The 21,202-nt window shown below is 63.6% G+C and carries 15 protein-coding genes and 1 pseudogene; 12 read left to right on the top strand and 4 right to left on the bottom strand.

Features of this window, described 5'->3' with window-relative positions; translation table 11 throughout:
• Window positions 1-14: 14 nt before the first annotated feature.
• Complete coding sequence (gene murJ / locus G520_RS0108300; RefSeq protein ID WP_028535243.1) at window positions 15-1,550, bottom strand: murein biosynthesis integral membrane protein MurJ; 1,536 nt, start codon at window positions 1,548-1,550, stop codon at window positions 15-17.
• Window positions 1,551-1,751: 201 nt separating this feature from the next.
• On the opposite strand from murJ, the gene rpsT reads away from it, so the two are divergent.
• Window positions 1,752-2,018 carry a 30S ribosomal protein S20 gene (rpsT, locus tag G520_RS0108295; protein ID WP_028535242.1) on the top strand — a complete coding sequence of 89 codons (267 nt, stop codon included), beginning with the start codon at window positions 1,752-1,754 and terminating at the stop codon, window positions 2,016-2,018.
• A 98-nt stretch (window positions 2,019-2,116) separates the two neighbouring features.
• Here rpsT and G520_RS0108290 read toward each other — a convergent pair whose 3' ends face one another.
• Both G520_RS0108290 and G520_RS0108285 read right to left on the bottom strand, forming a co-directional pair.
• Window positions 2,117-3,274, bottom strand: a complete 1,158-nt coding sequence (locus G520_RS0108290) for an acetate/propionate family kinase (RefSeq protein WP_028535241.1) — start codon at window positions 3,272-3,274, stop codon at window positions 2,117-2,119.
• A pseudogene (locus tag G520_RS0108285) lies at window positions 3,274-4,260 on the bottom strand (bifunctional enoyl-CoA hydratase/phosphate acetyltransferase); the annotation flags it as partial. The pseudogene G520_RS0108285 and the gene G520_RS0108290, both read right to left, overlap by 1 nt.
• A 241-nt stretch (window positions 4,261-4,501) precedes the next feature.
• On the opposite strand from G520_RS0108285, the gene G520_RS0108280 reads away from it, so the two are divergent.
• The 6 genes from G520_RS0108280 to G520_RS0108255 all read left to right on the top strand — a co-directional run bounded on the left by G520_RS0108280 (window position 4,502) and on the right by G520_RS0108255 (window position 13,113).
• On the top strand, window positions 4,502-4,738 hold the full coding sequence (locus G520_RS0108280; protein ID WP_028535239.1) for an FmdB family zinc ribbon protein: 237 nt from the start codon (window positions 4,502-4,504) through the stop codon (window positions 4,736-4,738).
• A gap of 4 nt (window positions 4,739-4,742) precedes the next feature.
• The gene (locus G520_RS0108275; protein WP_036665796.1) at window positions 4,743-5,366 is read left to right on the top strand and encodes a DUF502 domain-containing protein; all 624 of its coding nucleotides are present in this window, start codon (window positions 4,743-4,745) and stop codon (window positions 5,364-5,366) included.
• A gap of 41 nt (window positions 5,367-5,407) precedes the next feature.
• Window positions 5,408-7,201, top strand: a complete 1,794-nt coding sequence (aspS, locus tag G520_RS0108270; protein WP_028535237.1) for an aspartate--tRNA ligase — start codon at window positions 5,408-5,410, stop codon at window positions 7,199-7,201.
• A 164-nt stretch (window positions 7,202-7,365) separates the two neighbouring features.
• A complete protein-coding gene (locus tag G520_RS0108265) occupies window positions 7,366-7,851 on the top strand; it encodes a DUF1003 domain-containing protein (RefSeq protein WP_028535236.1) in 486 nt (161 codons plus the stop codon).
• 298 nt (window positions 7,852-8,149) lie between these two features.
• Window positions 8,150-10,903, top strand: a complete 2,754-nt coding sequence (locus G520_RS23930; protein WP_051229269.1) for a bifunctional diguanylate cyclase/phosphodiesterase — start codon at window positions 8,150-8,152, stop codon at window positions 10,901-10,903.
• A 128-nt stretch (window positions 10,904-11,031) separates the two neighbouring features.
• Complete coding sequence (locus G520_RS0108255) at window positions 11,032-13,113, top strand: methyl-accepting chemotaxis protein (RefSeq protein ID WP_028535235.1); 2,082 nt, start codon at window positions 11,032-11,034, stop codon at window positions 13,111-13,113.
• 16 nt (window positions 13,114-13,129) lie between these two features.
• Here G520_RS0108255 and G520_RS0108250 read toward each other — a convergent pair whose 3' ends face one another.
• Window positions 13,130-14,530: a pyridoxal phosphate-dependent decarboxylase family protein gene (locus G520_RS0108250; protein WP_028535234.1), complete on the bottom strand. Its 1,401-nt coding sequence runs from the start codon at window positions 14,528-14,530 to the stop codon at window positions 13,130-13,132.
• 105 nt (window positions 14,531-14,635) lie between these two features.
• On the opposite strand from G520_RS0108250, the gene G520_RS22135 reads away from it, so the two are divergent.
• The 5 genes from G520_RS22135 (at window position 14,636) to G520_RS0108225 (ending at window position 21,159) form a co-directional block, all read left to right on the top strand.
• On the top strand, window positions 14,636-15,553 hold the full coding sequence (locus G520_RS22135) for a LysR substrate-binding domain-containing protein (RefSeq protein ID WP_051229268.1): 918 nt from the start codon (window positions 14,636-14,638) through the stop codon (window positions 15,551-15,553).
• 68 nt (window positions 15,554-15,621) lie between these two features.
• Complete coding sequence (locus G520_RS0108240; RefSeq protein WP_028535233.1) at window positions 15,622-17,985, top strand: PAS domain-containing sensor histidine kinase; 2,364 nt, start codon at window positions 15,622-15,624, stop codon at window positions 17,983-17,985.
• Window positions 17,982-18,623, top strand: a complete 642-nt coding sequence (locus tag G520_RS0108235; RefSeq protein ID WP_028535232.1) for a response regulator — start codon at window positions 17,982-17,984, stop codon at window positions 18,621-18,623. Before G520_RS0108240 ends, G520_RS0108235 begins: the two co-directional genes overlap by 4 nt.
• Before the next feature lie 295 nt (window positions 18,624-18,918).
• Window positions 18,919-20,019 (top strand): ABC transporter ATP-binding protein, encoded by a 1,101-nt coding sequence (locus G520_RS0108230; RefSeq protein WP_028535231.1) that lies wholly within the window; start codon window positions 18,919-18,921, stop codon window positions 20,017-20,019.
• Between the two features lie 102 nt (window positions 20,020-20,121).
• Entirely contained in the window at window positions 20,122-21,159 is a 1,038-nt protein-coding gene (locus tag G520_RS0108225; RefSeq protein WP_028535230.1) for an ABC transporter substrate-binding protein, read from the top strand.
• The last annotated feature ends 43 nt before the right edge of the window (window positions 21,160-21,202 follow it).

The raw sequence follows: 21,202 nt of genomic DNA, 5'->3' as shown, positions 1-21,202 counted from the left end.
GTCATCCTTTCCGGTCAGACTTCGCGCCGCATGAATTGATGCGCACGCAAGCCGAGAAGATAGAGGGTGGCGAAGTAGCTGGCGGCTCCGCCGGCGATCAGACCGCCGAGGGCGGCGATGCGGACCGATGCGTGCGCATGCCAGTCTATCGGCAGCCAGCGTTGCGCGCCGGCCAGGGTCAGTGCCATCACGGCGATGGCCAGCATCAGGCGCAGCATGAAGGCGGGCCAGCCCGGTTGCGGGCGGTAGATGCCGCGCTTGCGCAACATGGCCAGCAGCAAGGCCGCATTGAGGCAGGAGCCGAGTCCGATCGACAGTGCGAGGCCGGCATGCTGCAAGGGAAATATAAACACCAGATTCAGTCCCTGGGTGACCGCCAGGGTAAACAGCGCGATCCGCACCGGCGTGCGGATATCCTGGCGAGCGTAGAAGCCGGGGGCCAGCACCTTGACCAGAATCAGCCCCAGCAGTCCGATGGCGTAGGCGACCAGCGCGCGCTGCGTCATCGTTACGTCGAGCGGCCCGAACTTGCCGTACATGAAGAGCGTGGCGATCAACGGACGTGCGAGCAGGCCGAGGCCGACCGTCGCCGGCACCGCCAGCAGCAAGGACAGGCGGATGCCCCAGTCGAGCAGGGCGCTGAAGTCCGCGTGGGCGTCGCGGGCGGCATGTCTGGCCAGCGAGGGCAGCAGTATGGTGCCGAGCGCCACGCCCAGCACGCCGGTGGGAAACTCCATCAATCGGTCGGCGTAGTACATCCACGATACGCTGCCCTGCGGCAGGAACGACGCGAAAGTCGAGTTGATGAGCAGGGAGATCTGGGCGATGGAAACGCCGAAAATCGCCGGCCCCATCTGCCGTATCACACGGCGGACCGCCGCATCGCCGAGGACGAGGCGGGGCCGCGGCAGCAAGCCCATCCGTTTCAGGTAGGGGAGCTGGAACAGCAACTGGATCAGACCGCCGACGAATACCGCCCACGCGAGTGCCATCACCGGCGGCTGGAAGGCGTGGGCCAGCCATAGCGCGAAGGCGATGAAACTCAGGTTGAGGAAGGTCGGCGTGAACGCCGGTACCGAAAAGCGGTTCCAGCAGTTCAGTACGCTGCCGGCCAGCGAGGCCAGCGAGATGAAGGCGACATAGGGAAAGGTGATGCGCAGCAGTTCAACCGTCAGCAGAAACTTGCCGGGCGTGCGGTAAAAACCGGGCGCCGAAACCCAGACGATGGCCGGCGCCGCCAGCATGCCGATGACGGTGACGAGGGCGAGGACCAGGCCCAGCATGCCGGCGACGCGGGCGATGAAGTCGCGCGTTTCGGCCTCGCTGCGGGTGTGGCGGTATTCGCCGAGCACGGGGACGAAGGCTTGCGAGAAAGCGCCTTCGGAAAAAATCCGGCGCAGCATGTTGGGCAGCTTGAACGCGATGAAGAAGGCGTCCGTCGCCATGCCGGCCCCGAAGACGCGGGCGATGATGGCGTCGCGCGCGAAGCCGAGGACCCGGGAGACCAGGGTCATGCTGCTGACGGCGGCTAGTGCCTTCAATAAATTCATTGTCTTCAGTCGGTATGCGCTTGGAGCGGTAGTCTACCGGACTTGCCCCCCGCCGCTCCAGACGTAATCCGCGCGCGCCTGCCGCCGTGGGAAAGACCTTCCTCGCAACGCCTGATAATGAAGGCGGAATTTCTGTTGCAAAACGCGATGTTAAGGCATAGAATCGCGGGTTTCAGATTCCGCTCATCAGGAGATAGATTCATGGCTAATAGCGCACAAGCTCGCAAGCGTGCCCGCCAGGCTCTCATGCAACGCGCGCACAACGCCAGCCTGCGCACTGCGTTCCGTACTGCAGTGAAGAAAGTCATCAAGGCTGTTGAAGCCGGCGACAAGGCTGCCGCCAAGGGCGTATTCCAGGCTTCCGTAAAAGTTATCGACCGTATTGCCGACAAGGGCGTGTTCCACAAGAACAAGGCCGCTCGTCACAAGAGCCGTCTGTCCGCTCAGATCAAGGCCATGGCGGTCTGATCGCTGACGCGACAACAGAATACACAAGGGCCTCGCCATCGTGCGGGGCCTTTTGTTATCGGAGGGGCGGGCGCATCAGCGTCCGCCCCTCGGTCGTTTCAGGCGTGCAGCAGCGCGCTCGCCAACCGTGCCATTTCGCCTTCCTCGTCGGTTTGCAAGCGGAAGGCCTTGAGCCGGGATGCCGGTGTGGTGATGCAGCGCGCCTGCGCCAGATTGGCGGCGTGATCGAGTTCGAAGCCCAGCCACGACAGCTGCTGCACCACGCGGGCCCGAACCTCGGGCGAGTGCTCGCCGATACCGGCGGTAAACACCAGTGCGTCCATTCCCTTCATGGCGCAGGCCAGGCTTGCGACTTCGCGGGCGGTCAGGTAGCAGAACAGATCGACGGCTTCGCGCGCCTCCACCGTCTGGCTGGCCAGCAGCACGCGGACATCGGCCGACAGGCCGGAGACGCCGAGCAGACCTGAATTCTTGTACAGCTCGCGTCTGACCTCGGGCACCCCCATGCCTTCGTGCTCCATCCAGTACAGCAGGACCTCGGGATCGAGCGAGCCGGGACGCGTCGACATCATCAGGCCGTCGACCGCGGAAAAACCGGTGCTCGCGGCCACGCTACGGCTGTTGGCGATGGCGCAGGCGCTGGACCCGCTACCCAGGTGGCAGACCACCACGCGCGAGTCGGACAGTCCGATCTCGGGGAAGCGCCGCACGATGGATGCGAATGACAGGCCGTGGAAGCCGTAGCGGCGCACGCCCTCGTCGTGCCAGTGGCGGGCGATGCCGAAGCGCTGTGCGAGCGGTGGCTGCGTGGTGTGGAAGGCGGTATCGAAGCAGGCGATCTGCTTGAGTCCGGGGTCGAGCGACGTAAAGGCGTCGATGACGGACAGGCTGACCGGCTGGTGCAGAGGGGCCAGCGCGATCAGTCCTTCCAGCGTATGGCGGACGTCATCGTCGATATACACGGGGGCGCTGAGCGATGCACCCCCGTGCACGACCCGATGGGCGACGGCGGTGATATGCACCTTGTGGTCGGCCAGTGCGTTGAGCATGGCGCCGACGGCCTCCTCGCGGCTGCCGCCGGGAAGGGATTTTTCCAGCAGGCGCACTCCCTTGGCGTCCTGCAGCAGCAGAACCTCGTCGCGGGAACCGAAACGGTCGACCATGCCGCTGAGCAGCAGCGTCTCGCCATCGGCCCGATAGGCGCGGAATTTGAGAGTGGCGGATCCGGCGTTGACGGCAAGCAGGCAGTGTGGCATCAGCGTTTCCCCTGGCGGCGGTTGTGGGCGAGCAGGTTGGCGACGGCGGCCGAGGCCAGCCGTCCGGTCGAATCTTCAGAGCGACTGGTCAGCACGATGGGCGCACGTGCGCCGACCACGACACCGGCCGAGGCCGCCGCTGCCAGATAGGTCAACTGCTTGCCCAGCATATTGCCCGACTCCAGATCGGGCACCAGCAGGATGTCCGGCTGGCCGGCGACCTTCGAAATGATGCCCTTGGTCTGGGCGGCTTCGAAGGAAATGGCATTGTCGAAGGCCAGCGGACCGTCCAGTTCGCCACCGGTGATCTGGCCGCGCTCTGCCATCTTGCACAGGGCGGCGGCGTCTATGGTCGAGCGAATGTCGGGAGTGATCGTCTCCACGGCCGACAAGATCGCGACCTTCGGACGTTCGATGCCGAGGGCGCGGCAGAAATCGATGGCGTTCTGGCAGATATCGCGCTTGGTCATCAGATCCGGCTCGATATTGATAGCGGCGTCGGTGATGACAATCAGCCGCGGGTAGCTCTCGACGCGGAAGATCCAGCAATGGCTGAGGCGGCGGTCGGTGCGGATGCCGGTGCCGCGTGCGACGACTTCGCCCATGAATTCGTCGGTATGCAGACTGCCTTTCATCAGGATCTCGGCGTCGCCGTTGCGCACCAGTTCCACCGCCTTTTCCGCCGCCGCGTGGCTGTGCGGGACATCGATGATCTGATAGCGCTCGAGGTCGGCGCCGAGATCCTCGGCCACCTTCTTCATCTTGGCGAGCGGGCCTATCAGTATCGGCACGGCCACTTCGTGCAAGCCGGCTTCCAGGGCGCCTTGCATGGACTCCCTGCTGCAGGGATGGGCGACCGCCATCGGGATGGGGCCTTGTGCCTTTGCCTGCTGCAATATTTGCTGGAATGCGTGTTCGTCGCGGATCATGTTGGACTCCTGCGTGCGTTGGTGACGATGCTTTTTTTCCTGCCCGGCGGCGAAGCCGGCTTTCCCATGATGCTAAAGGGGTTGTCTACTTTCAGATTAGTTAGCGTATGCTGCAATGCAATGAGCAAGGCTTTTTTTGTATTGTCCGGGCAGTCGGTTATAATCGCCGGTCGTTCGGGCGCTTGAGTTTCGGAATTTTGACCTTATCTGCCAAGAGTCGGCCCCTCCAAGCCCGGAACGTTTCCGTAGCAGTATCGTGCCGACTATGCCAATGTCAAGGATGGCGGGAGAGCGAACCATGCCTATTTACGAATATCGTTGTGAAAAATGCGGTGCCCAGCAGGAACACCTGCAAAAGATGAGCGATGCGCCGATCGAAAAATGCCCGGCCTGCGGCAGCGAAGGCTATCGCAAATTACTGACTGCCGCCGCCTTTCAACTGAAGGGCAATGGCTGGTACGAGACGGATTTCAAGAATGGTTCCAGCGCACCCGCCGGCGGCCATTCGTGTGGCGCCGGCAAGTGTTCGTGCTGATCCCATGAGCCAGATCCGAATGACTCTGAAGGGCTACCTGGTCACCGGCCTCCTGCTGTGGCTGCCGGTCGCCATCACCTTGTGGGTCCTGCATCTGATCGTGTCGACACTCGATCTGACGATGAACCTGCTGCCCCTGGCATGGCGCCCCGACAACTGGCTCGGCTTGCGCATTCCGGGCCTGGGGGCCTTGTTCGCCGTTCTGGTGGTGCTCGGCACCGGCATGCTGACTGCCAATGTGCTCGGACAGCGCCTGCTGAAGTTCTGGCATGGACTGATTTCCCGCACCCCGGTAGTGAAAACCATCTACAACAGCGTGAAGCAGGTCAGCGACACGGTGTTGTCCGAGTCCGGCCAGGCATTCCGCCATGCCCTGCTGGTGCAGTTTCCGCATCAGGGCGCATGGTGCATCGCCTTCCAGACCGGCAAGCCCGCGGACGAAGTGGCGCGATTGATCGGAGACGAGGAGTTTGTCAGCGTCTACGTCCCGACCACGCCGAATCCGACGTCGGGCTATTTCATCATGGTGGCGAAAAGCGACACCCGGGAACTCGACATGAGCGTGGATGATGCGCTCAAGTACGTGATTTCCATGGGGGTCGTGGCGCCGCAGGACAAAGCGCGTTAAGCTATTTGCCGATTATTTACCGATTGTATCCAGAGATAACAATGCGAACCGATTATTGCGGACTGATTGACAAGAAGTATCTGGGCCAGACCGTGACGGTCAAGGGCTGGGCACACCGACGTCGTGACCACGGCGGCGTGATCTTCATCGACTTGCGCGACCGCGAAGGTCTGGTGCAGGTGGTGATCGATCCGGACACCCCGGAAGCCTTCAAGACGGCCGATGGCAGCCGCAACGAATTCGTGCTGTCGGTGACCGGCATCGTGCGCGAGCGCCCTGCCGGCACGGCCAACAGCAAGATGATTTCGGGCGAGATCGAGATTCTCGCCAAGGAGATCGACGTTCTGAACACCGCGGCCACGCCGCCGTTCCAGATCGACGACGAAAATCTGTCCGAGAACGTTCGCCTGACCAACCGCGTGATCGATCTGCGCCGTCCGCAGATGCAGAAGAACCTGCGCCTGCGCTACCGCGTGGCGATGAGCGTACGCCGTTACCTCGACCGCCAGGGTTTCATCGATATCGAAACGCCGATGCTGACCCGTTCGACGCCGGAAGGTGCACGCGACTACCTGGTTCCGTCGCGCGTCCATCCGGGCGAGTTCTTCGCGTTGCCGCAATCGCCGCAGCTGTTCAAGCAGCTGTTGATGGTCGCCGGCTTCGACCGCTACTACCAGATCACCAAGTGTTTCCGCGATGAGGATCTGCGTGCGGATCGTCAGCCGGAATTCACCCAGATCGATATCGAGACCTCTTTCCTGTCGGAAGCCGAGATCATGGACATCACCGAGACCATGACCCGCGAGCTGTTCGACGAAGTTCTGGACGTCAAGCTCGGCGATTTCCCGCGCATGACCTACGCCGACGCGATGTTCCTGTACGGCTCGGACAAGCCCGATCTGCGTATCCCGCTGGCTTTCACCGAACTCACCGATCTGATGAAGAACGAGACGTTCAAGGTGTTCCGCGCTGCGGCCGATCTGCCCAATGGGCGGGTCGTTGCCCTGCGCATCCCGGGCGGCGCCTCGCTCACGCGCAAGGAAATCGACGAGTACACCCAGTTTGTCGCCATCTACGGCGCCAAGGGTCTGGCTTATATCAAGGTCAACGATGCGACTCGCCTCAGCAACGGCGAGGATAGCGGCCTGCAGTCTCCCATCGTCAAGTTCCTGTCCGAAGCGGCGCTGGTCGAGATCGTCAAGCGCACCGGCGCGGTCGATGGCGACCTGATTTTCTTCGGCGCGGACAAGACCAAGGTCGTGAACGAGGCGATCGGCGCGCTGCGTCTGAAGATCGGCCACGAGAAGGGCTTCGCCGTCAAGGAATGGAAACCGCTGTGGGTGGTCGACTTCCCGATGTTCGAGCATGACGAGGAAGACGACCGCTGGACCGCCTGCCATCACCCGTTCACGGCGCCAAAGCCCGGCCACGAAGACCTGCTTGAGAGCGACCCGGGGGCCTGCCTGGCGCGCGCCTACGATATGGTGCTCAACGGTTGGGAAATCGGCGGTGGTTCCATTCGTATCCATCGCGCCGAGGTGCAGGAAAAAGTGTTCGCCGCGCTGAATATCACCCCGGAAGAACAGCAGAACAAGTTCGGCTTCCTGCTCGACAACCTCAAGTTCGGTGCGCCGCCGCATGGCGGTCTGGCCTTCGGTCTCGATCGGCTGGTTACGCTGATGGCCGGCGCCGAGTCGATTCGCGATGTGATCGCCTTCCCCAAGACCCAGCGTGCGCAGTGCCTGCTGACCAATGCGCCGAACGCCGTGGACGACAAGCAGTTGCGCGAGCTGAATCTGCGCTTGCGGCAGAAGGCCGAACCGGCCCAGGCCTGAGCGGTTCGCTGCCCGATGCACCCCCCGCCCGGAGGCTTCCGTGCGGGGGGTGTTTTTTGTGCCCAGGCTGCCGCAATCTGTCACAGTGGACGAGAAGGCGCGCACCGCGCCCGTTTGCGTCCATTGCGCCGGAGAGACTCATGCCTGCTGCCCAGCACGAACCAATGCCTGCCCCACTTCCCGATCACCTGCGCTTTCATCGCCCTTTCGTGCATCTGGCCTCCACCTTCGGAAACGATGCTTTTGCGCTGAAGGCCGAAGCGTTTGCCCGTTTTTTCGGAACGCCGACCTTCCTCGGCGCGCAGACCCTGATCGTCTTTATCTGGATCGCGGCCAATGTCGCAGGCCTGGTCAAATTCGATGTCTACCCCTTTATTCTGCTCAACCTGGCTTTCAGCTTGCAGGCGGCTTATGCCGCGCCGCTGATCCTGCTCGCGCAGACCCGGCAGGCGGCGCGCGACAAGGCGCATGGCGAAGCCGATGCCCTGCATCGCGAAGCCATCGCCATCGACGTCGCCGGGCAGCAGGCGCACTTGCTCGCGCTATTGGAACAGAACACGCGTTTGACTGAACTGACCAAGACGCTGACCGAGCGCATCGAGGGGCTGACGGTCGAGATGCATCAGCGCTTCGCACGCGGCGAGCCCTGAGTCCCGCGCGGCCGGTCATGGTCAAAACCGGATCGCCGCCTCGGCCGAGGAGCGGGGCGACGCTGACGCGCACATGATGCGCGAGGCGCTGATCGCAAGCGAAACTGCAGACGTGACCGAAGGGGAGGGCTGTGGTGCTTGCCGCGATTGGTTTTGTCATGTCGGCGTCCTATAACGAGGGCAGGGACGCCATGAACGGCGGCTGGCGCCGTTCGTCGGGTCCGGCCTTTTCATTGCATCCGCGACCCCGTTCGAGGCTATCATTTCCACCGCGACCGTTTCTGCCCCGCATGTCAGGGTGCTCGAAACTAACGCAACCCTGGATGGGGTCGCGGGCGAGGATTTTGTTTTCGATGGCCGCGCGACAACACTGATCCTCGCTTTCGTTTCCCCGGACGCCGATTTCGATGTCTTGACGACGGCCCTCAAGCGGGTCGGTGCCGGCGCCCCGTTTCTGGCGGTGGCCGTCGAGGGCGAATTGTGCGCCACGCAGGGCGAACCCTGGTACCGCTCCGGCGGCGGGGGCGTCGTGCTGCAGATTTTCTCGCCCCGGCTGCTGGCTTGTGCCAGCATCCATTCGCTTGCCTTGCAGGTCGGCGCTTCGCTCCTGTCCCGCGAACAACGGATCGAGCGCCTGGTCGGCGCGCTCAAAGGGGTCGCGCTGCCGTTTTCCCTGGATGCCCGCGATACCCTGGCGCTGACTTTCATCGATGGCGCCACGGCTTGCGACAGCCTGTTCATGGAAGCGGTCTACCGCAGCGGGCGCTTTCCCTGCCTGTTCGTCGGCGGCCTCTGCGTGCGGCGCTCCGATGCCGGTTTGCCGTCGCTGCACGACGGACAGAAGAGCATGAGCAATCATGCCGTCCTGGTCTTTCTCAAACTGGCGCCTGGCAAACGCTACGGCGTGTTCAAGAGTCATCATTTTCACAAGACCGGCATTGCGTTCTCTCTGCTCGAAGTCGATCCCGGGCGCCGGACGGTGCATTCGGTGATAGATGCGAGCTCCGGCGCCATCGTGCCGATACTGTCGGCGCTCGCCAAGGCCCTGGACTGTCCCACCGACGATTTGCAGCAGCGCCTGCTCGGGCATAGCTTCGGCCTCGACATCGATGGCGAGGTGCATGTTCGTGCGGTATCCGGCATCGATGTCGGCCAGGGAAGCGTGTCGTTATATGGCGACGTCAACTCCGGCGACCAGTTGTTGCTTCTGGTCGGCAAGGATCTTGCCGCGCAGACCGAAGGCGATCTCGCACGGTTTCTGCATGACAAACCCCTGCCGATCGCTGCGATACTCAGCGATTGCATGCTGCGACGCCTGCGGAGTTCCGCTTTGCCGTCCGAGTTGGGGCGCGGCTGGCCGATTCCCGTGGCCGGGCTATCCAGCGCCGGTGAAATCCTCGGCATCATGCTGAACCAGACTCTGGTCGGCGTTTTTTTCTTCGATGGCGGCGAGCCGTTTTACGATGCCGTGGTCGACGGGTTTCCGTTGCATTACGCGCGATTCTGCGATTACTTCACGCGCAGCCGACTCAAGCGCACCGAAGTCCTCAACGGCTTGCGCAGCGGCCTGATGCGCTTGCTGCTGGATGATATCCACGTCGTACTGTCGCGTGAGAAGGGGGATCACGCATGCCTGGGGCCGCTGTCATCCGGACTCGCCGCGATTCGGCAGACCTTGCAGGCCGATGCCTGGAACGAGGGCGATGTGTCGGACATCGAGTCGATGATAGGTTACCGCCGCCGCTACGAAGAAAACCTTTGGCGCCAGGCCAATTTCGACGATCTGACCGGTTTGCCCAACCGGGTGCTGATGCTCGATCGCCTCGGCCAGGCCATTGCCCAGGCGCAGCGCACAAAGCTGTCTTGCGCCTTGTTATATCTCGATCTCGACCGCTTCAAGCGGGTCAACGACACGCTCGGGCATACTGCCGGCGATGCACTTTTGCGCGAGCTCGCGCAGCGCTTGCGCAAGTGCCTGCGCGAGGGCGATACGGTGTCGCGTCTCGGCGGCGACGAGTTTGTCATCATATTGCCCGGCCTGTTGCGCGCCTATCAGGCGGCCAAGGTGGCCGAGCACGTGATCCGCGCCGTTGCGCTACCGTTTGAAATCCGCTCGGCTGAGCCGTCGGTGACCGCCAGTGTCGGCATCGCCCTGTTTCCGAACGACGGTCAGGATAGTCAGACGCTGCTGCGCAACGCCGATCTCGCCATGTACAAGGCAAAGGAGGCGGGGCGCAACGGCTACCGCTTCTTCACCCAGGCGCTGAACAGCAAGCTGCTGCGGCGCAGCGCGCAAGAGGCCCGGCTGCGGGGAGCGCTCGAGCGCGGTGAGATGCGTCTGTATTATCAGCCCATCTTCGATTTGAACAGTGGCGCTGCTGTCGAGCTGGAAGGCTTGCTGCGCTGGCAGGATGAGGCAGGACATCTGAGCCTGCCGGGCGAGTTCTTTGCCTTGGCGGAGGAGGCGGGGCTGCTCAAGAGCCTGGGCGACTGGGTCCTGGAAAACGCCTGCCGGGATATGCAGTCCGGGCTGGGCGCCGCTGCCTTCCCCGACCGGGTGGCGGTCAATGTCTCGGCGCGCCAGCTGCAGGCGCCGGAGTTCGCCGACTGGGTGGCGGCGTTGTTATCCGGCTACGGCTTTGCTCCGCAGCGGCTGGATCTGGAAATCACGGAAAGCATCCTGATGGACGAGAGGCTGGAGACCGTCCGCAATCTGACCCGTCTGTGCGATATCGGCATCGGGCTGTCGATAGACGATTTCGGCATGGGCAAGGCCTCGCTCGCTCACTTGCAGCGTTACCCCCTCAGTACGCTGAAAATCGACGGTTCCTTTATCCACCACATGCTGGAGCGCGAGCAGACCGGGCGCCTGGTGGAAGCGATGATTGCAATGGGGCACGCTATGGGGTGGCGCATGATAGCCGAGGGGGTCGAAACCGAAGGGCAGCGCGATTTTCTGTTGCGGCATCGTTGCGATCTGGCGCAAGGCTACTGGTTCGGGCGGCCCGCACCCGCACTCGAGTTGCTGGCCGGCGCCTTGCCTGTACGGTGAGCGCGTCGTTGCAATGCAACAATTTGTCGCCGGCCTTTGTTGTCCCGGCCGTTCAGCCTGTAGACTGGACGTGAGCGGCAAGAGTGTAAAAATGCCGATATGCATTGGATGACAACCGGGAGCTGGGCATGTCCGAAGAGAACAGCAAATGGGGGAATTTGAGTACGCGCATCACCCTGGTCGCCGCATTGGCCATTTCGCTCGGTTTCGCCGGCATGATAGGGCTGATCGCCAAGCAGGGCTACGATTCGGCGCTGGAGCGAGGCTACCAGTTGGCATCCGAGCAGGCCGGAAGTTATGCCAAGGATGCCGAGATGGATCTCGCAACCGGCTTTGCCTTGCCCCACCACCTGGCCGATGCCATGCTCGGGATAAAGCGTATCGGCCCACCCGATCGCAAGCTGGCCGATGCCGTTCTGCTGCGCCTGCTCGATAACGCGCCGCGCTCGATCGGGCTGTGGATGCTGTGGGAACCCAATGCCTTCGACGGCAGGGACGATGCTTTCCGCCTGGAATGGCCGAAGCAGGATCCGAGCGGACGCTATACGCCCTACGTCACCAGGAATGCGCAAGGCGCCGCGCAGATGGATGTCATGATGGACCCGCCGCGGGTCAAGGAGTTTCCCAAATTCAAGGACCATCCACAGAGTTATCGGCCCGATTATGAAAAAGCCGGCTGGGGCGATTTCTATTTCGTTCCCAAGCAGCGCGGACGCGACACGATCACCGAACCGTTTCCCTACGAAGTCCAGGGCAAGCAGGTGCTGGAAAGCTCGCTGGTCGTCGTGATGAAGGACGGCGGCGGCAAGATGTTGGGCGTTGCGGCGACCGATGTCTCGCTCGGCCAGTTGCAGCAGCGTTTCGGCGGCGTCCACCCGGATGAAACCGGCTATCTGACCATGCTGTCGGAAGGCGGGCTCTATGTCGTCACCCCGAAAGCCGATCGCTTGGGCAAAGCGGTGGCCAAGGACGACCCGCTGGCGCCGTTCATGGAGAAGATCCGGCGCGGCGAGCGTTTCGTCTACGAGGCGCAGGGCTTCACCCACTTCTACAGCCCGGTCAGAGTGGGCGAGACCGGGCAGTTCTGGTCGCTGGGCGTCAGCATCCCCACTGCGGCCATCACCGCCGACGCCAGACGGCAGAGCCTGACGGCCATCGCCATCGGCGTCGTCGCCCTGATCGTGATCCTGCTGTTGCTGACGGCCGTGGTGAAAGCCCTGACCCGTCCCTTGCACCGCATGGCCGACACCATGGCGCAACTGGCATCCGGACGCGGCGATCTGACTGTGCGTCTGGAGGTGGTCAATCGCGATGAAATCGGGCGTATGGCGGATTCGTTCAATCGTCTGATCGGCTCATTGCGCGAGATGTTCATCGATGTACGCGAACAGAGCCGGGCGGTGACGGCGGCGGCTGGCGCTTTGGCCGATTCGGCCTTGCAGGTCGAGCGCGCCTCGTCGACGCAATCGGATGCGGCCAGCGCCACGGCCGCCGGGGTCGAGCAGGTGACGGTCAGCGTGCAGCACATCGCGTCGTCGGCGCAGGATGCCGAGGCGGCCGCGCGCGAAACGGGCGAACTGACCGAGCAGAGCGTCGCGGCGGTGCAGAAAGTCACCGGCGAGATACGGCGCATGACAGACAGCATGCATGAACTGGCGGCGCGGGTGCACGGTCTGGGAGCCCGCTCCAGCGAGGTCAGCACCATCGTCGGCGTGATCCGGGACATTGCCGATCAGACCAATCTGCTGGCGCTCAACGCGGCGATCGAAGCGGCGCGCGCCGGCGAGACCGGCCGCGGCTTTGCGGTGGTGGCCGATGAAGTGCGCAAGCTGGCCGGCCGCACCGCGGAGGCGACGCTGCAGATTTCCGGCATCGTGAGCGCGATCGGCAGCGAGACCCTGGCGGCGGTGGACGACGTGAAGAGCAGCAGCGCCAGCGTGGACTTGAGCGTCGGCATCGCCGAGGACTCGGATCGCATCATGCGCGAAGTGCTGCAGCGCAGCCAGCGGCTGGTCGGCAGCATCGTCGATATCGCTGCGGCGACGCGCGAGCAGTCGTCGGCCAGTACCGAAATCGCGCAAAACGTGGAACGGATCAGCACGATGGCGCAAAGCAATAGCGAGGTCGTGCGCCAGGTGGCGGATTCGGTGCAGCAATTGCGCGAGCTGTCGACCAGTCTGGAAAACCTGGTCTCCAATTTCCGGCTGTAGGTCTGTGGCGCGGCGCTCAGTCCGGCAGCGCGGCCTTCAGCGCCAGCCAGACGCGCTCGACATCTTCGTCGCGGGTGCGCCAGTTGCTGAAGGCCGCGCGCACGCCCCAGCGGCCGTGGTGAAAGGTTGGCGTGACGAAGGCTTCGCCGGCGTCCCGCACGCGCATCACGAAGGACTGGACCTTCGCTTCGCCAGCCGCGCCCTCCGCATTGTCGCGCAGGGTAAAGCAGACGACATTGAGCCGCGTCGGCGCGAGAGCGACGAAGTCGGGCGAGGCGTCGATGTGCGCCGCAAGCCGTTGCGCATGGCGTATGCAACGCTCGACGATGTCGCGCACGCCATCGCGGCCATAGGCGCGCAAGGCAAACCAGGTCGGCAGTGCGCGCAGCCGGCGCGAGTTCTCGGGGGTCAGATGCACGAAATCGGGTGTCGCGCCCGGCGCTCCCAGGTACGCGGCGCTGTTGCGGAACACGCGCAGCTGCAGATCCTGGCGGCGGGTGAACTGAACGGCGGCGTCGTAGGGGACGTTCAGCCATTTGTGCAAGTCGATGCAGATCGAATCGGCCTCCGAGAGTCCGTTCACACGGTCGGCGGCGGCTGGAGCCAGCGCGGCGAAGGCGCCGAAGGCGGCGTCGATGTGCAGCCAGAACGGATAGCGTTCGCGCAGCGCGCCGATGGCGGCAAGATCGTCGAAATCGACGCTGTTGACGGTGCCTGCATTGGCGACCACGATGCAGGCCTCGCCTTGCAGTCCGGCCAGGCGCGCCTCCAGCGCCGCGATGTCCACCGCTTCGCGCCCCGCCAGCAGCGGTAGCGTTTCGACGGCCTGGCGTCCGAGGCCGAGCATGGATGCCGCCTTGAAAATGCTGGAGTGCGGCGCACCCGACAGGATGTGCACCGCACCGAGCGCGGCGATGCCCGATTCCGATACCTGCAGGCCGCGGTGTTCGCCTACCCATTCCCGTCCGAGAGCCAGACCGACGAAGTTGGACAGGGTCGCGCCGGTGACAAAGGCGCCGCTGAAGCCGTTGTCGAGACCGAACAGCTCGCGCAGCTGCGCAAGCGTCTCGCGTTCGAGATCCGGGGCGCTGCCGTCGATGCCCGATGTCGGGTTCTGGTCGTAGCACGAAACCAGCCAGTCGGCGGCCAGCGCCGCCGGCGTGGCTCCCCCCGTGACAAAGCCGAGATAGCGTGGCCCGGCGCTGGCGGCGAAACCGGCGGCGTAGCGCGCATTGAAGTCGGCCAGCGCCGAGGCAAACCCGGTTCCGGTCCGGCTCAGCGCCTGCGGTGCTTGCGGCGCCGTCGCGCAGGCGACGGCCCGCGTGTCGAGCGATGCGATGACGCGTAGGGCATCCTGCAGGGTGTGTTCGAGCACGCCGGCAATGCCGGCCTGGTCTTGGGCGAGGGCGGGGGTCATGGAGCGCTCCTGTGGGGATGGGCAATGCAACGAGCGTAGCCGACATCGTATGACTTATGGTTAAATCATCCTGTCTACCTGGTAAGTTTTGCTTAAATAACGACAATGCCCCGCCTTCCTTCGCTTGCCGCACTACGTACGTTCGATGCCGTCGCGCGCCATCTGCACTTTCGCCGTGCGGCGGAAGAACTCGCCGTCAGCCACGCGGCGGTCAGCCAGCATATTCGCCAACTGGAGCAGGACCTGGGCGTGCTGTTGTTTCAACGCAGCCGTGCCGGCGTCGAGATGACGGCCGAAGGGCGCACCTTGGCCGGCGGCGCCGTGCCGGCTTTCGATCTGTTGCGCAACACCGTCGCCGCCGTGCACCGCGGCCGGTCGGGGGCGGCGCCATCCGCCTTGCGCGTCAGCCTGCTGCCCTCGCTGGCGACGTGCTGGCTGTATCCGCGCGTGCCCGGCTGGCCGGCGGAGGAGAGTGGAATCGAACTCGAGCTGGAAACCAGCACTCGCATCGTTGCATTCGGTGCGGCGGCGAGCGGCCCCGACGCCGCCATACGGCACGGTGCGGGCGATTGGCCGGGCTTGACCGCGGAGCGGCTGTGCGGAGACTGGCTGCTGGCCGCGATCAGCCCGGCGCTGCTGGCCCGCCTGGGCGGGCGCGGGCTCGCCCCCGAGCGCCTGTTCGAGAGCGCGCCTCTTCTGCGCCATGCCGGTGTGTCATGGCCGGCATGGTTCGCTCAAGTGGGGGTCTCGCCGCAGAGCACCCGCACCGGCCCCCTGTTTCGCGATGCGGGCGTGATGGTCGAGGCCTGCAAGGCGGGGCAGGGCATCTGTCTGACGCGCCGCACCCTGCTGGCCGATGCGCTGGCAGCCGGTACCCTCGCGTGCGCCCATCCGGCGGCGCTGGCGACCGAGTGGGGCAACTATCTGGTCTATCCGGCCGGCGACGCCTCGCCCGCGGTTCGCTTGCTGCGCGACTGGCTGCTGCAACAGATGCGGCACTCGGGGTTTCATGTCGCGCCATGAGCTTGCGGCCCTGCGGCCATCGTTTTTCATTATGATGAACAGGTTTATTTCTCTCGCCGGTCGAGTCCATGCCTCTGTTGCTGCTGTTGTTCGCCTGTCTGCTTCCGGCCGCGGCGGCCGCGAGCCCCACCGTGTGGCCGCGTCCGCAGCAGCAATGGCTGGCCGCGCATCCTGTCTTGCGCGTTGGACTGGTCCTGCGTCCCCCCTACGTCATTTACGATGCGGAAAGCCGTGAATATCGCGGCGCCGATATCGACCTGATGCGTTTGCTGCAGCGCCGGCTCGGCGTCGCGTTCAAGGTGGTGCCGGCCGGTGACGAGGCCGAGCTCGAGCGGCTTGGCGTGCGTCATGATATCGATCTGGCGTTCGGTGTCGAAGAAACGCCGCATCGTCTGCGCTTCTGGCTGTTCAGCCAGCCCTATTTGAAGGTGCCGTTTCTGATGGTGGCGCGGGCGCAAGCGCCGGTTCCGGCATCGCCGGGCGACTTGGGCGAAGCGTCGGTGGTGTTGACCGATGTGACACTCGACCGGTTTTTGCTGCGCAACTATCCGCTGCTGTTGCGCGAAACGGTGGTCTCGACCCAGGAAGCCTTGCACCGCACGCATGCCGGCACGGCGCACGCGGCGCTGATCGACGGCGCCGAGGTGCGTTACTGGCTGGGCGGACCGGTATTCCGCGATTTGCGGATCGGCGGCGAAGTCGGCTTCTACACCGCGCCGCGTGTTGCGGTACGCGATGACTGGCCGTTGCTGAGCGATATCCTCGACCGCGCACTGGCGTCGATTCCGCGTAGCGATTTGCAGCAGATCGAGCAGAGCTGGATCGATCCCGGTCGCCATCCCTGGTGGGAAGGGGGCGCATTCTGGGGCGCAATCGCCTTGCTCGCGCTGTTGGCGGCGCTGACCTTCGCCCTGCTGACGATGAATAACCGGCGCCTGAACCGGGCGATCGAGCTGCAATTGCGGCAACGCGAGGAAGAATTGCAGTTGCGTCATGCGCAGGCACTGCAACTGCTGCACTCTCAGTTCACCATGGATCATAGCCCGATAGGCATCCTGCGCCTGTACTGGGACGGGCGCATCCAGTATGCGAACCAGGCCTTGTGCGACAGCCTGGGGCAGCCGCAATTGCAGGTGCAGGGCATGCGGCTGCAGGATATCGACCCCTCGCTCGACCAGCGCGACTGGTTGACGTTCTGGAAGTCATTGCGTCAGCGCCGTTTTCTCGCTTACGAGAGCCGGCACCGTTGCCGCGACGGTCGCTTTATTCCGGTGGAAGTCCATGCCTGTCTGTTGTCCTACGACAATCGCGAGTACCTGGTGCTGTTCGTGTCCGATATCAGCGAGCGGCAGCGCATCCGTGGCGCGCTGGAGGCGAGCGAGGCACGCTTCCGTGAATTGGCCAACCATGTGCCGGGCATGGTGTTCCAATTGCGGCAGGAGTCCGACGACAGTCCGCCCGACCTGGTCTATCTGAGCGACGCCTGTGCCGATATCTGCGGCTTTCCCGCGTCGGTCGTGCTGGCTGACCCGGATCAGTTGTTCGGTATCGTGCATCCGCAGGACCTCGCCGGCTTTCGCGCGAGTTTGACGCTGGCGATGCAGGGGGGAGAAGCGTGGAACTGGCAGGGGCGTGTGGTGACGGTATTGAGCCAGGAGCGCTGGGTCGACCTCAAGGCCAGTCGTCGCCGCGACGCGCAGGGGGTGTCGACTTGGGATGGCATGGCGTGGGATATCACCGCCAACAAGCGCAGCGAGCAGTCGCTGGCCGAATCGCGCTGGCTGCTGCGCGAACTCGCCGCACACCATGAAGCGTTGCGCGAGAAGGAAAAGGCCAGCATCGCGCGCGAAGTGCACGACGAGCTTGGGCAGATGCTGACCGCGCTCAAGATCGAAACCTCGATGTGCGAAATGGCGGTCGGCGCGTCGCGTCCCGATGTGATGCAGCGCCTGTCCGGAATGAAAAAATCGATAGACCAGACGCTGCAGATCGCCCGCAATGTGGTGACGGCGCTGCGTCCGCCAGCGCTGGATCTCGGGCTGGCGGCGGCGCTGGAATGGCTGGCGCAGCGTATCGTCGACCGCTTGTCGCTGCACTGCGACGTCGATATTGCCGAGGGCCTGCCCGAACTCGACGATGCCCGCGCCGTGATCCTGTTTCGCATCGTGCAGGAGGCGCTGACCAATGTGGCGCGCCACGCCGCTGCGAGTCACGTCGTCATCCGCCTCGCCTACACCGATGCCGAGCTGGTGCTGAAAGTCGAAGACGATGGCCGCGGTTTCGATCCGGCGGCGATGTCGCGTTCCTTCGGCCTGGTCGGCATCCGCGAGCGGGTATGGATGTTGCGAGGCAGCGTCGAAGTCGATAGCGCGCCGGGAGCCGGCGCGCGCATCATCGTTCGCATTCCCTTTACCGACAAGGCCGTCACATGATCCGCGTTCTGATTGCCGAAGACCATACCCTGGTGCGCGAAGGTATCAAGCAGTTGTTGTCCATGGCCGACGATATTGAAGTGGTCGGCGAAGCCAGCGACGGCGACGTGCTGTTCGCCGCCTTGCGTGAAACCGCCTGCGAGGTGCTGCTGCTGGACATGACCATGCCCGGGCCGCATGGCATCGAGGCGATCAAGCGCATCGCTGCGTTGCCGCAGGCGCCGCGCATCCTGGTGCTGACCATGCATAACGAAACCCAGATCGCCAGCCGCGCGCTGAAGGCCGGCGCCAGCGGCTTCGCGACCAAGGACAGCGAGCCGACCATGCTGCTCGCGGCCATCCGCAAAGTGGCGGCCGGACGCCGCTATATCGATCCGGCGCTGGCCGACCGCATGGTCTTCGAGATGGGGATGGGCGATGCGCGTCCTCCGCACGAAACCCTGTCTGAGCGCGAATACCAGATTTTCGAACTGCTGGTGAGCGGTGTCAGCGTGACTGAAATCGGCGAACGGCTGTCTATCAGCTCCAAAACCGTCAGCACCCATAAAATCCGGTTGCTGCAGAAACTCAATCTGACGACGACGGCCGACCTGGTGCGCTATGCCTTCGAAGCGCAGTTGTTCACCCCGGGAGTCTAGCGTTGCACCAGGCGGGGAGCGTTCTCCAATCGCCCGCTGCGCCAGTAGGCATCGATAGCGTGGCGCTGCGCCGGCCTGTTTCTGCTGCCTCGCGTCCGCACACCGGCGGTCGCGGCCTTTTCTTCCCGCCGTCCAGGCACGGCTTCGTGTAGGGCGATTCCTACACGAGACTGCCTTTTTTTCTGACAGAAAAATCCGCTCAGACTGATGTGACGCATGCCGGCGTGCGCCGATGATGGATGCATGTCGTGGCAGGGAATCAATCCTGTCCGAACCGGCCCGAGAGGATTGCGAAATGAGTCAGATCGAAACCGACGCTCCCATCGTCAGCTTCCGCAATGTACAAAAAAGTTACGATGGCGATGCGTTGATCGTCAAAAACCTCAATCTGGATATTCGCCGCGGCGAATTTCTGACCCTGCTCGGTCCGTCCGGCTCGGGCAAGACGACCAGCCTGATGATACTGGCCGGCTTCGAAGAACCGTCTTCCGGCGATATCGTGCTTGAAGGGCGTTCGCTCAATCGCGTGCCGCCGCACAAGCGCGACATCGGCATGGTGTTTCAGAACTACGCGCTGTTCCCGCATCTGACCGTAGAAGAGAATCTGGCCTTTCCGCTCAAGGTGCGCAAACTCGACAGCCTGACCATACGCAGCAAGGTTGCGCGTGCGCTGTCCATGATCGAACTGGACAAGTATGCGCACCGCTACCCGGCGCAACTGTCGGGGGGGCAGCAGCAGCGGGTGGCGCTGGCGCGCGCGCTGGTGTTCGAGCCCAAGCTGGTGTTGATGGATGAGCCGCTCGGTGCGCTCGACAAGCAGTTGCGCGAGCACATGCAGATCGAGATCAAGCATATCCACAAGCAGCTGGGTGTCACCGTGGTCTATGTGACACATGATCAGAGCGAAGCGCTCACCATGTCCGACCGGGTCGCCGTTTTCCACGACGGCGAAATCCGGCAGATCGATACCCCGCTCGGCCTGTACGAGCATCCGAGAAGCTCCTTCGTTGCCAACTTTATCGGCGAAAACAACCAGCTGAACGGCACCCTGTTGCAGCGCCACGGCGAAACCTGCGAGATTCAGCTGCCTTACGGCGAACGGGTGACCGCGCGCGCGACCAATATCGGCGAGGTCGGCGGGGCCGTGTCGGTTTCCATCCGTCCGGAACGGGTCCTGATCAACGGGGCCTCGCACGATTCCAGTAATCGTTTCAACGGTCGCATTCAGGAGTTCATCTATCTTGGCGACCACGTCCGCATCCGCATGGAGGTCTGCGGCAACCCCGATTTCATCGTGAAGATGCCGATCAACCAGCTCGATACGCATCTGCGCGAAGACGATGTGGTCCCGCTGGGATGGTCGGTGGAACATGCGCGCGCGCTCGACCCGATCTGAGACGTGCAGGATGTCCGCCCTCGCCGGTCGTATCCCCGGCGCGGGGCGGTTTGTGCAGAAATCAGGACTTTGTGTTCATTTATTGCTGTGAGGAAACCCGACATGACGTTTAACGCTCCCAAGTGGCTCGCCCTGAGCTGTCTGATCCCGCTGGCCGCGCATGCCGCCACCGATCTCACTCTGATCTCCTTTGGCGGATCGAACAAGGATGCCCAGGTCAAGGCCTATTACGGCCCGTTCCAGAAGACGAGCGGCGTCCATCTGGTGACCGGCGAGTACAACGGCGAGATGGCCAAGATCAAGGCCATGGTCGAAGCCGGCAATATCGGCTGGGACGTGGTCGAGGTGGAAACGCCGGAACTGATCCGCGGCTGCGACGAAGGACTGTTCGAGAAGCTGGACTGGAGCCAGATCGGCAACAAGAAAGATTTCGTTCCGGCCGCGGTCAGCCAGTGCGGCGCCGGTATTTTTGTGTGGTCGACGGCGCTGACGTATAACGCCGCCAAGCTGAAGGGAACGCCGACCGGCTGGAAGGATTTCTGGGATCTGAAGAAATTTCCGGGCAAGCGCGGCCTGCGCAAGGGGGCCAAGTACACGCTGGAATTCGCCCTGCTCGCCGACGGGGTGAAGCCGGCCGATGTGTACAAGGTGCTGGCGACCAAGGCCGGTGTCGATCGCGCGTTCAAGAAGCTCGATCAGATCAAGCCGGCGATCCAGTGGTGGGATGCCGGTGCTCAACCGGCCCAGTTCCTGGCATCCGGCGACGTGGTCATGAGCTCGGCATACAACGGCCGCATCGCGCTGGCGCAGAAGGATGGCAACAAAAACCTGAAGATTGTCTGGGGCGGCAGCATCTACGATGTCGACTCCTGGGCCATCGTCAAGGGCTCGCCCAAGAAGGCTGAAGCATTGAAGTACATCGCTTTTGCCAGCAAGCCGCAATACCAGAAGATCTATTCCGAGAACATCGCCTATGGTCCGACCAACGTCAAGGCATTGCCCCTGCTGAGCAAGGCCGTGCAGGCCGACTTGCCGACCGCGGCCGCCAACATCAAGAATGCCATGGCACTTAACGTGCAATTCTGGGTGGATAACGGCGAAGAACTCGAGCAACGCTTCAACGCCTGGGCAGCCAAGTAAGCGGCTGTTTTACCGTGGCCCGGCCGGGGTGCCGACCGGGCCC

The organism is Paludibacterium yongneupense DSM 18731 (assembly GCF_000422925.1).
GTDB lineage: Bacteria > Pseudomonadota > Gammaproteobacteria > Burkholderiales > Chromobacteriaceae > Paludibacterium > Paludibacterium yongneupense.
Note: the sequence above shows the minus strand (reverse complement) of the source record. Positions and strands in the feature narration are given on the sequence as shown.

What these genes read in the sequence shown, in the direction of transcription:
- murJ (WP_028535243.1), bottom strand. Translation starts at nt 1,550, where the DNA reads ATGAATTTATTGAAGGCACTAGCCGCCGTCAGCAGCATGACCCTGGTC.
- rpsT (WP_028535242.1), top strand. Translation starts at nt 1,752, where the DNA reads ATGGCTAATAGCGCACAAGCTCGCAAGCGTGCCCGCCAGGCTCTCATG.
- G520_RS0108290 (WP_028535241.1), bottom strand. Translation starts at nt 3,274, where the DNA reads ATGCCACACTGCCTGCTTGCCGTCAACGCCGGATCCGCCACTCTCAAA.
- G520_RS0108280 (WP_028535239.1), top strand. Translation starts at nt 4,502, where the DNA reads ATGCCTATTTACGAATATCGTTGTGAAAAATGCGGTGCCCAGCAGGAA.
- G520_RS0108275 (WP_036665796.1), top strand. Translation starts at nt 4,743, where the DNA reads ATGAGCCAGATCCGAATGACTCTGAAGGGCTACCTGGTCACCGGCCTC.
- aspS (WP_028535237.1), top strand. Translation starts at nt 5,408, where the DNA reads ATGCGAACCGATTATTGCGGACTGATTGACAAGAAGTATCTGGGCCAG.
- G520_RS0108265 (WP_028535236.1), top strand. Translation starts at nt 7,366, where the DNA reads ATGCCTGCCCCACTTCCCGATCACCTGCGCTTTCATCGCCCTTTCGTG.
- G520_RS0108255 (WP_028535235.1), top strand. Translation starts at nt 11,032, where the DNA reads ATGTCCGAAGAGAACAGCAAATGGGGGAATTTGAGTACGCGCATCACC.
- G520_RS0108250 (WP_028535234.1), bottom strand. Translation starts at nt 14,530, where the DNA reads ATGACCCCCGCCCTCGCCCAAGACCAGGCCGGCATTGCCGGCGTGCTC.
- G520_RS22135 (WP_051229268.1), top strand. Translation starts at nt 14,636, where the DNA reads ATGCCCCGCCTTCCTTCGCTTGCCGCACTACGTACGTTCGATGCCGTC.
- G520_RS0108240 (WP_028535233.1), top strand. Translation starts at nt 15,622, where the DNA reads ATGCCTCTGTTGCTGCTGTTGTTCGCCTGTCTGCTTCCGGCCGCGGCG.
- G520_RS0108235 (WP_028535232.1), top strand. Translation starts at nt 17,982, where the DNA reads ATGATCCGCGTTCTGATTGCCGAAGACCATACCCTGGTGCGCGAAGGT.
- G520_RS0108230 (WP_028535231.1), top strand. Translation starts at nt 18,919, where the DNA reads ATGAGTCAGATCGAAACCGACGCTCCCATCGTCAGCTTCCGCAATGTA.
- G520_RS0108225 (WP_028535230.1), top strand. Translation starts at nt 20,122, where the DNA reads ATGACGTTTAACGCTCCCAAGTGGCTCGCCCTGAGCTGTCTGATCCCG.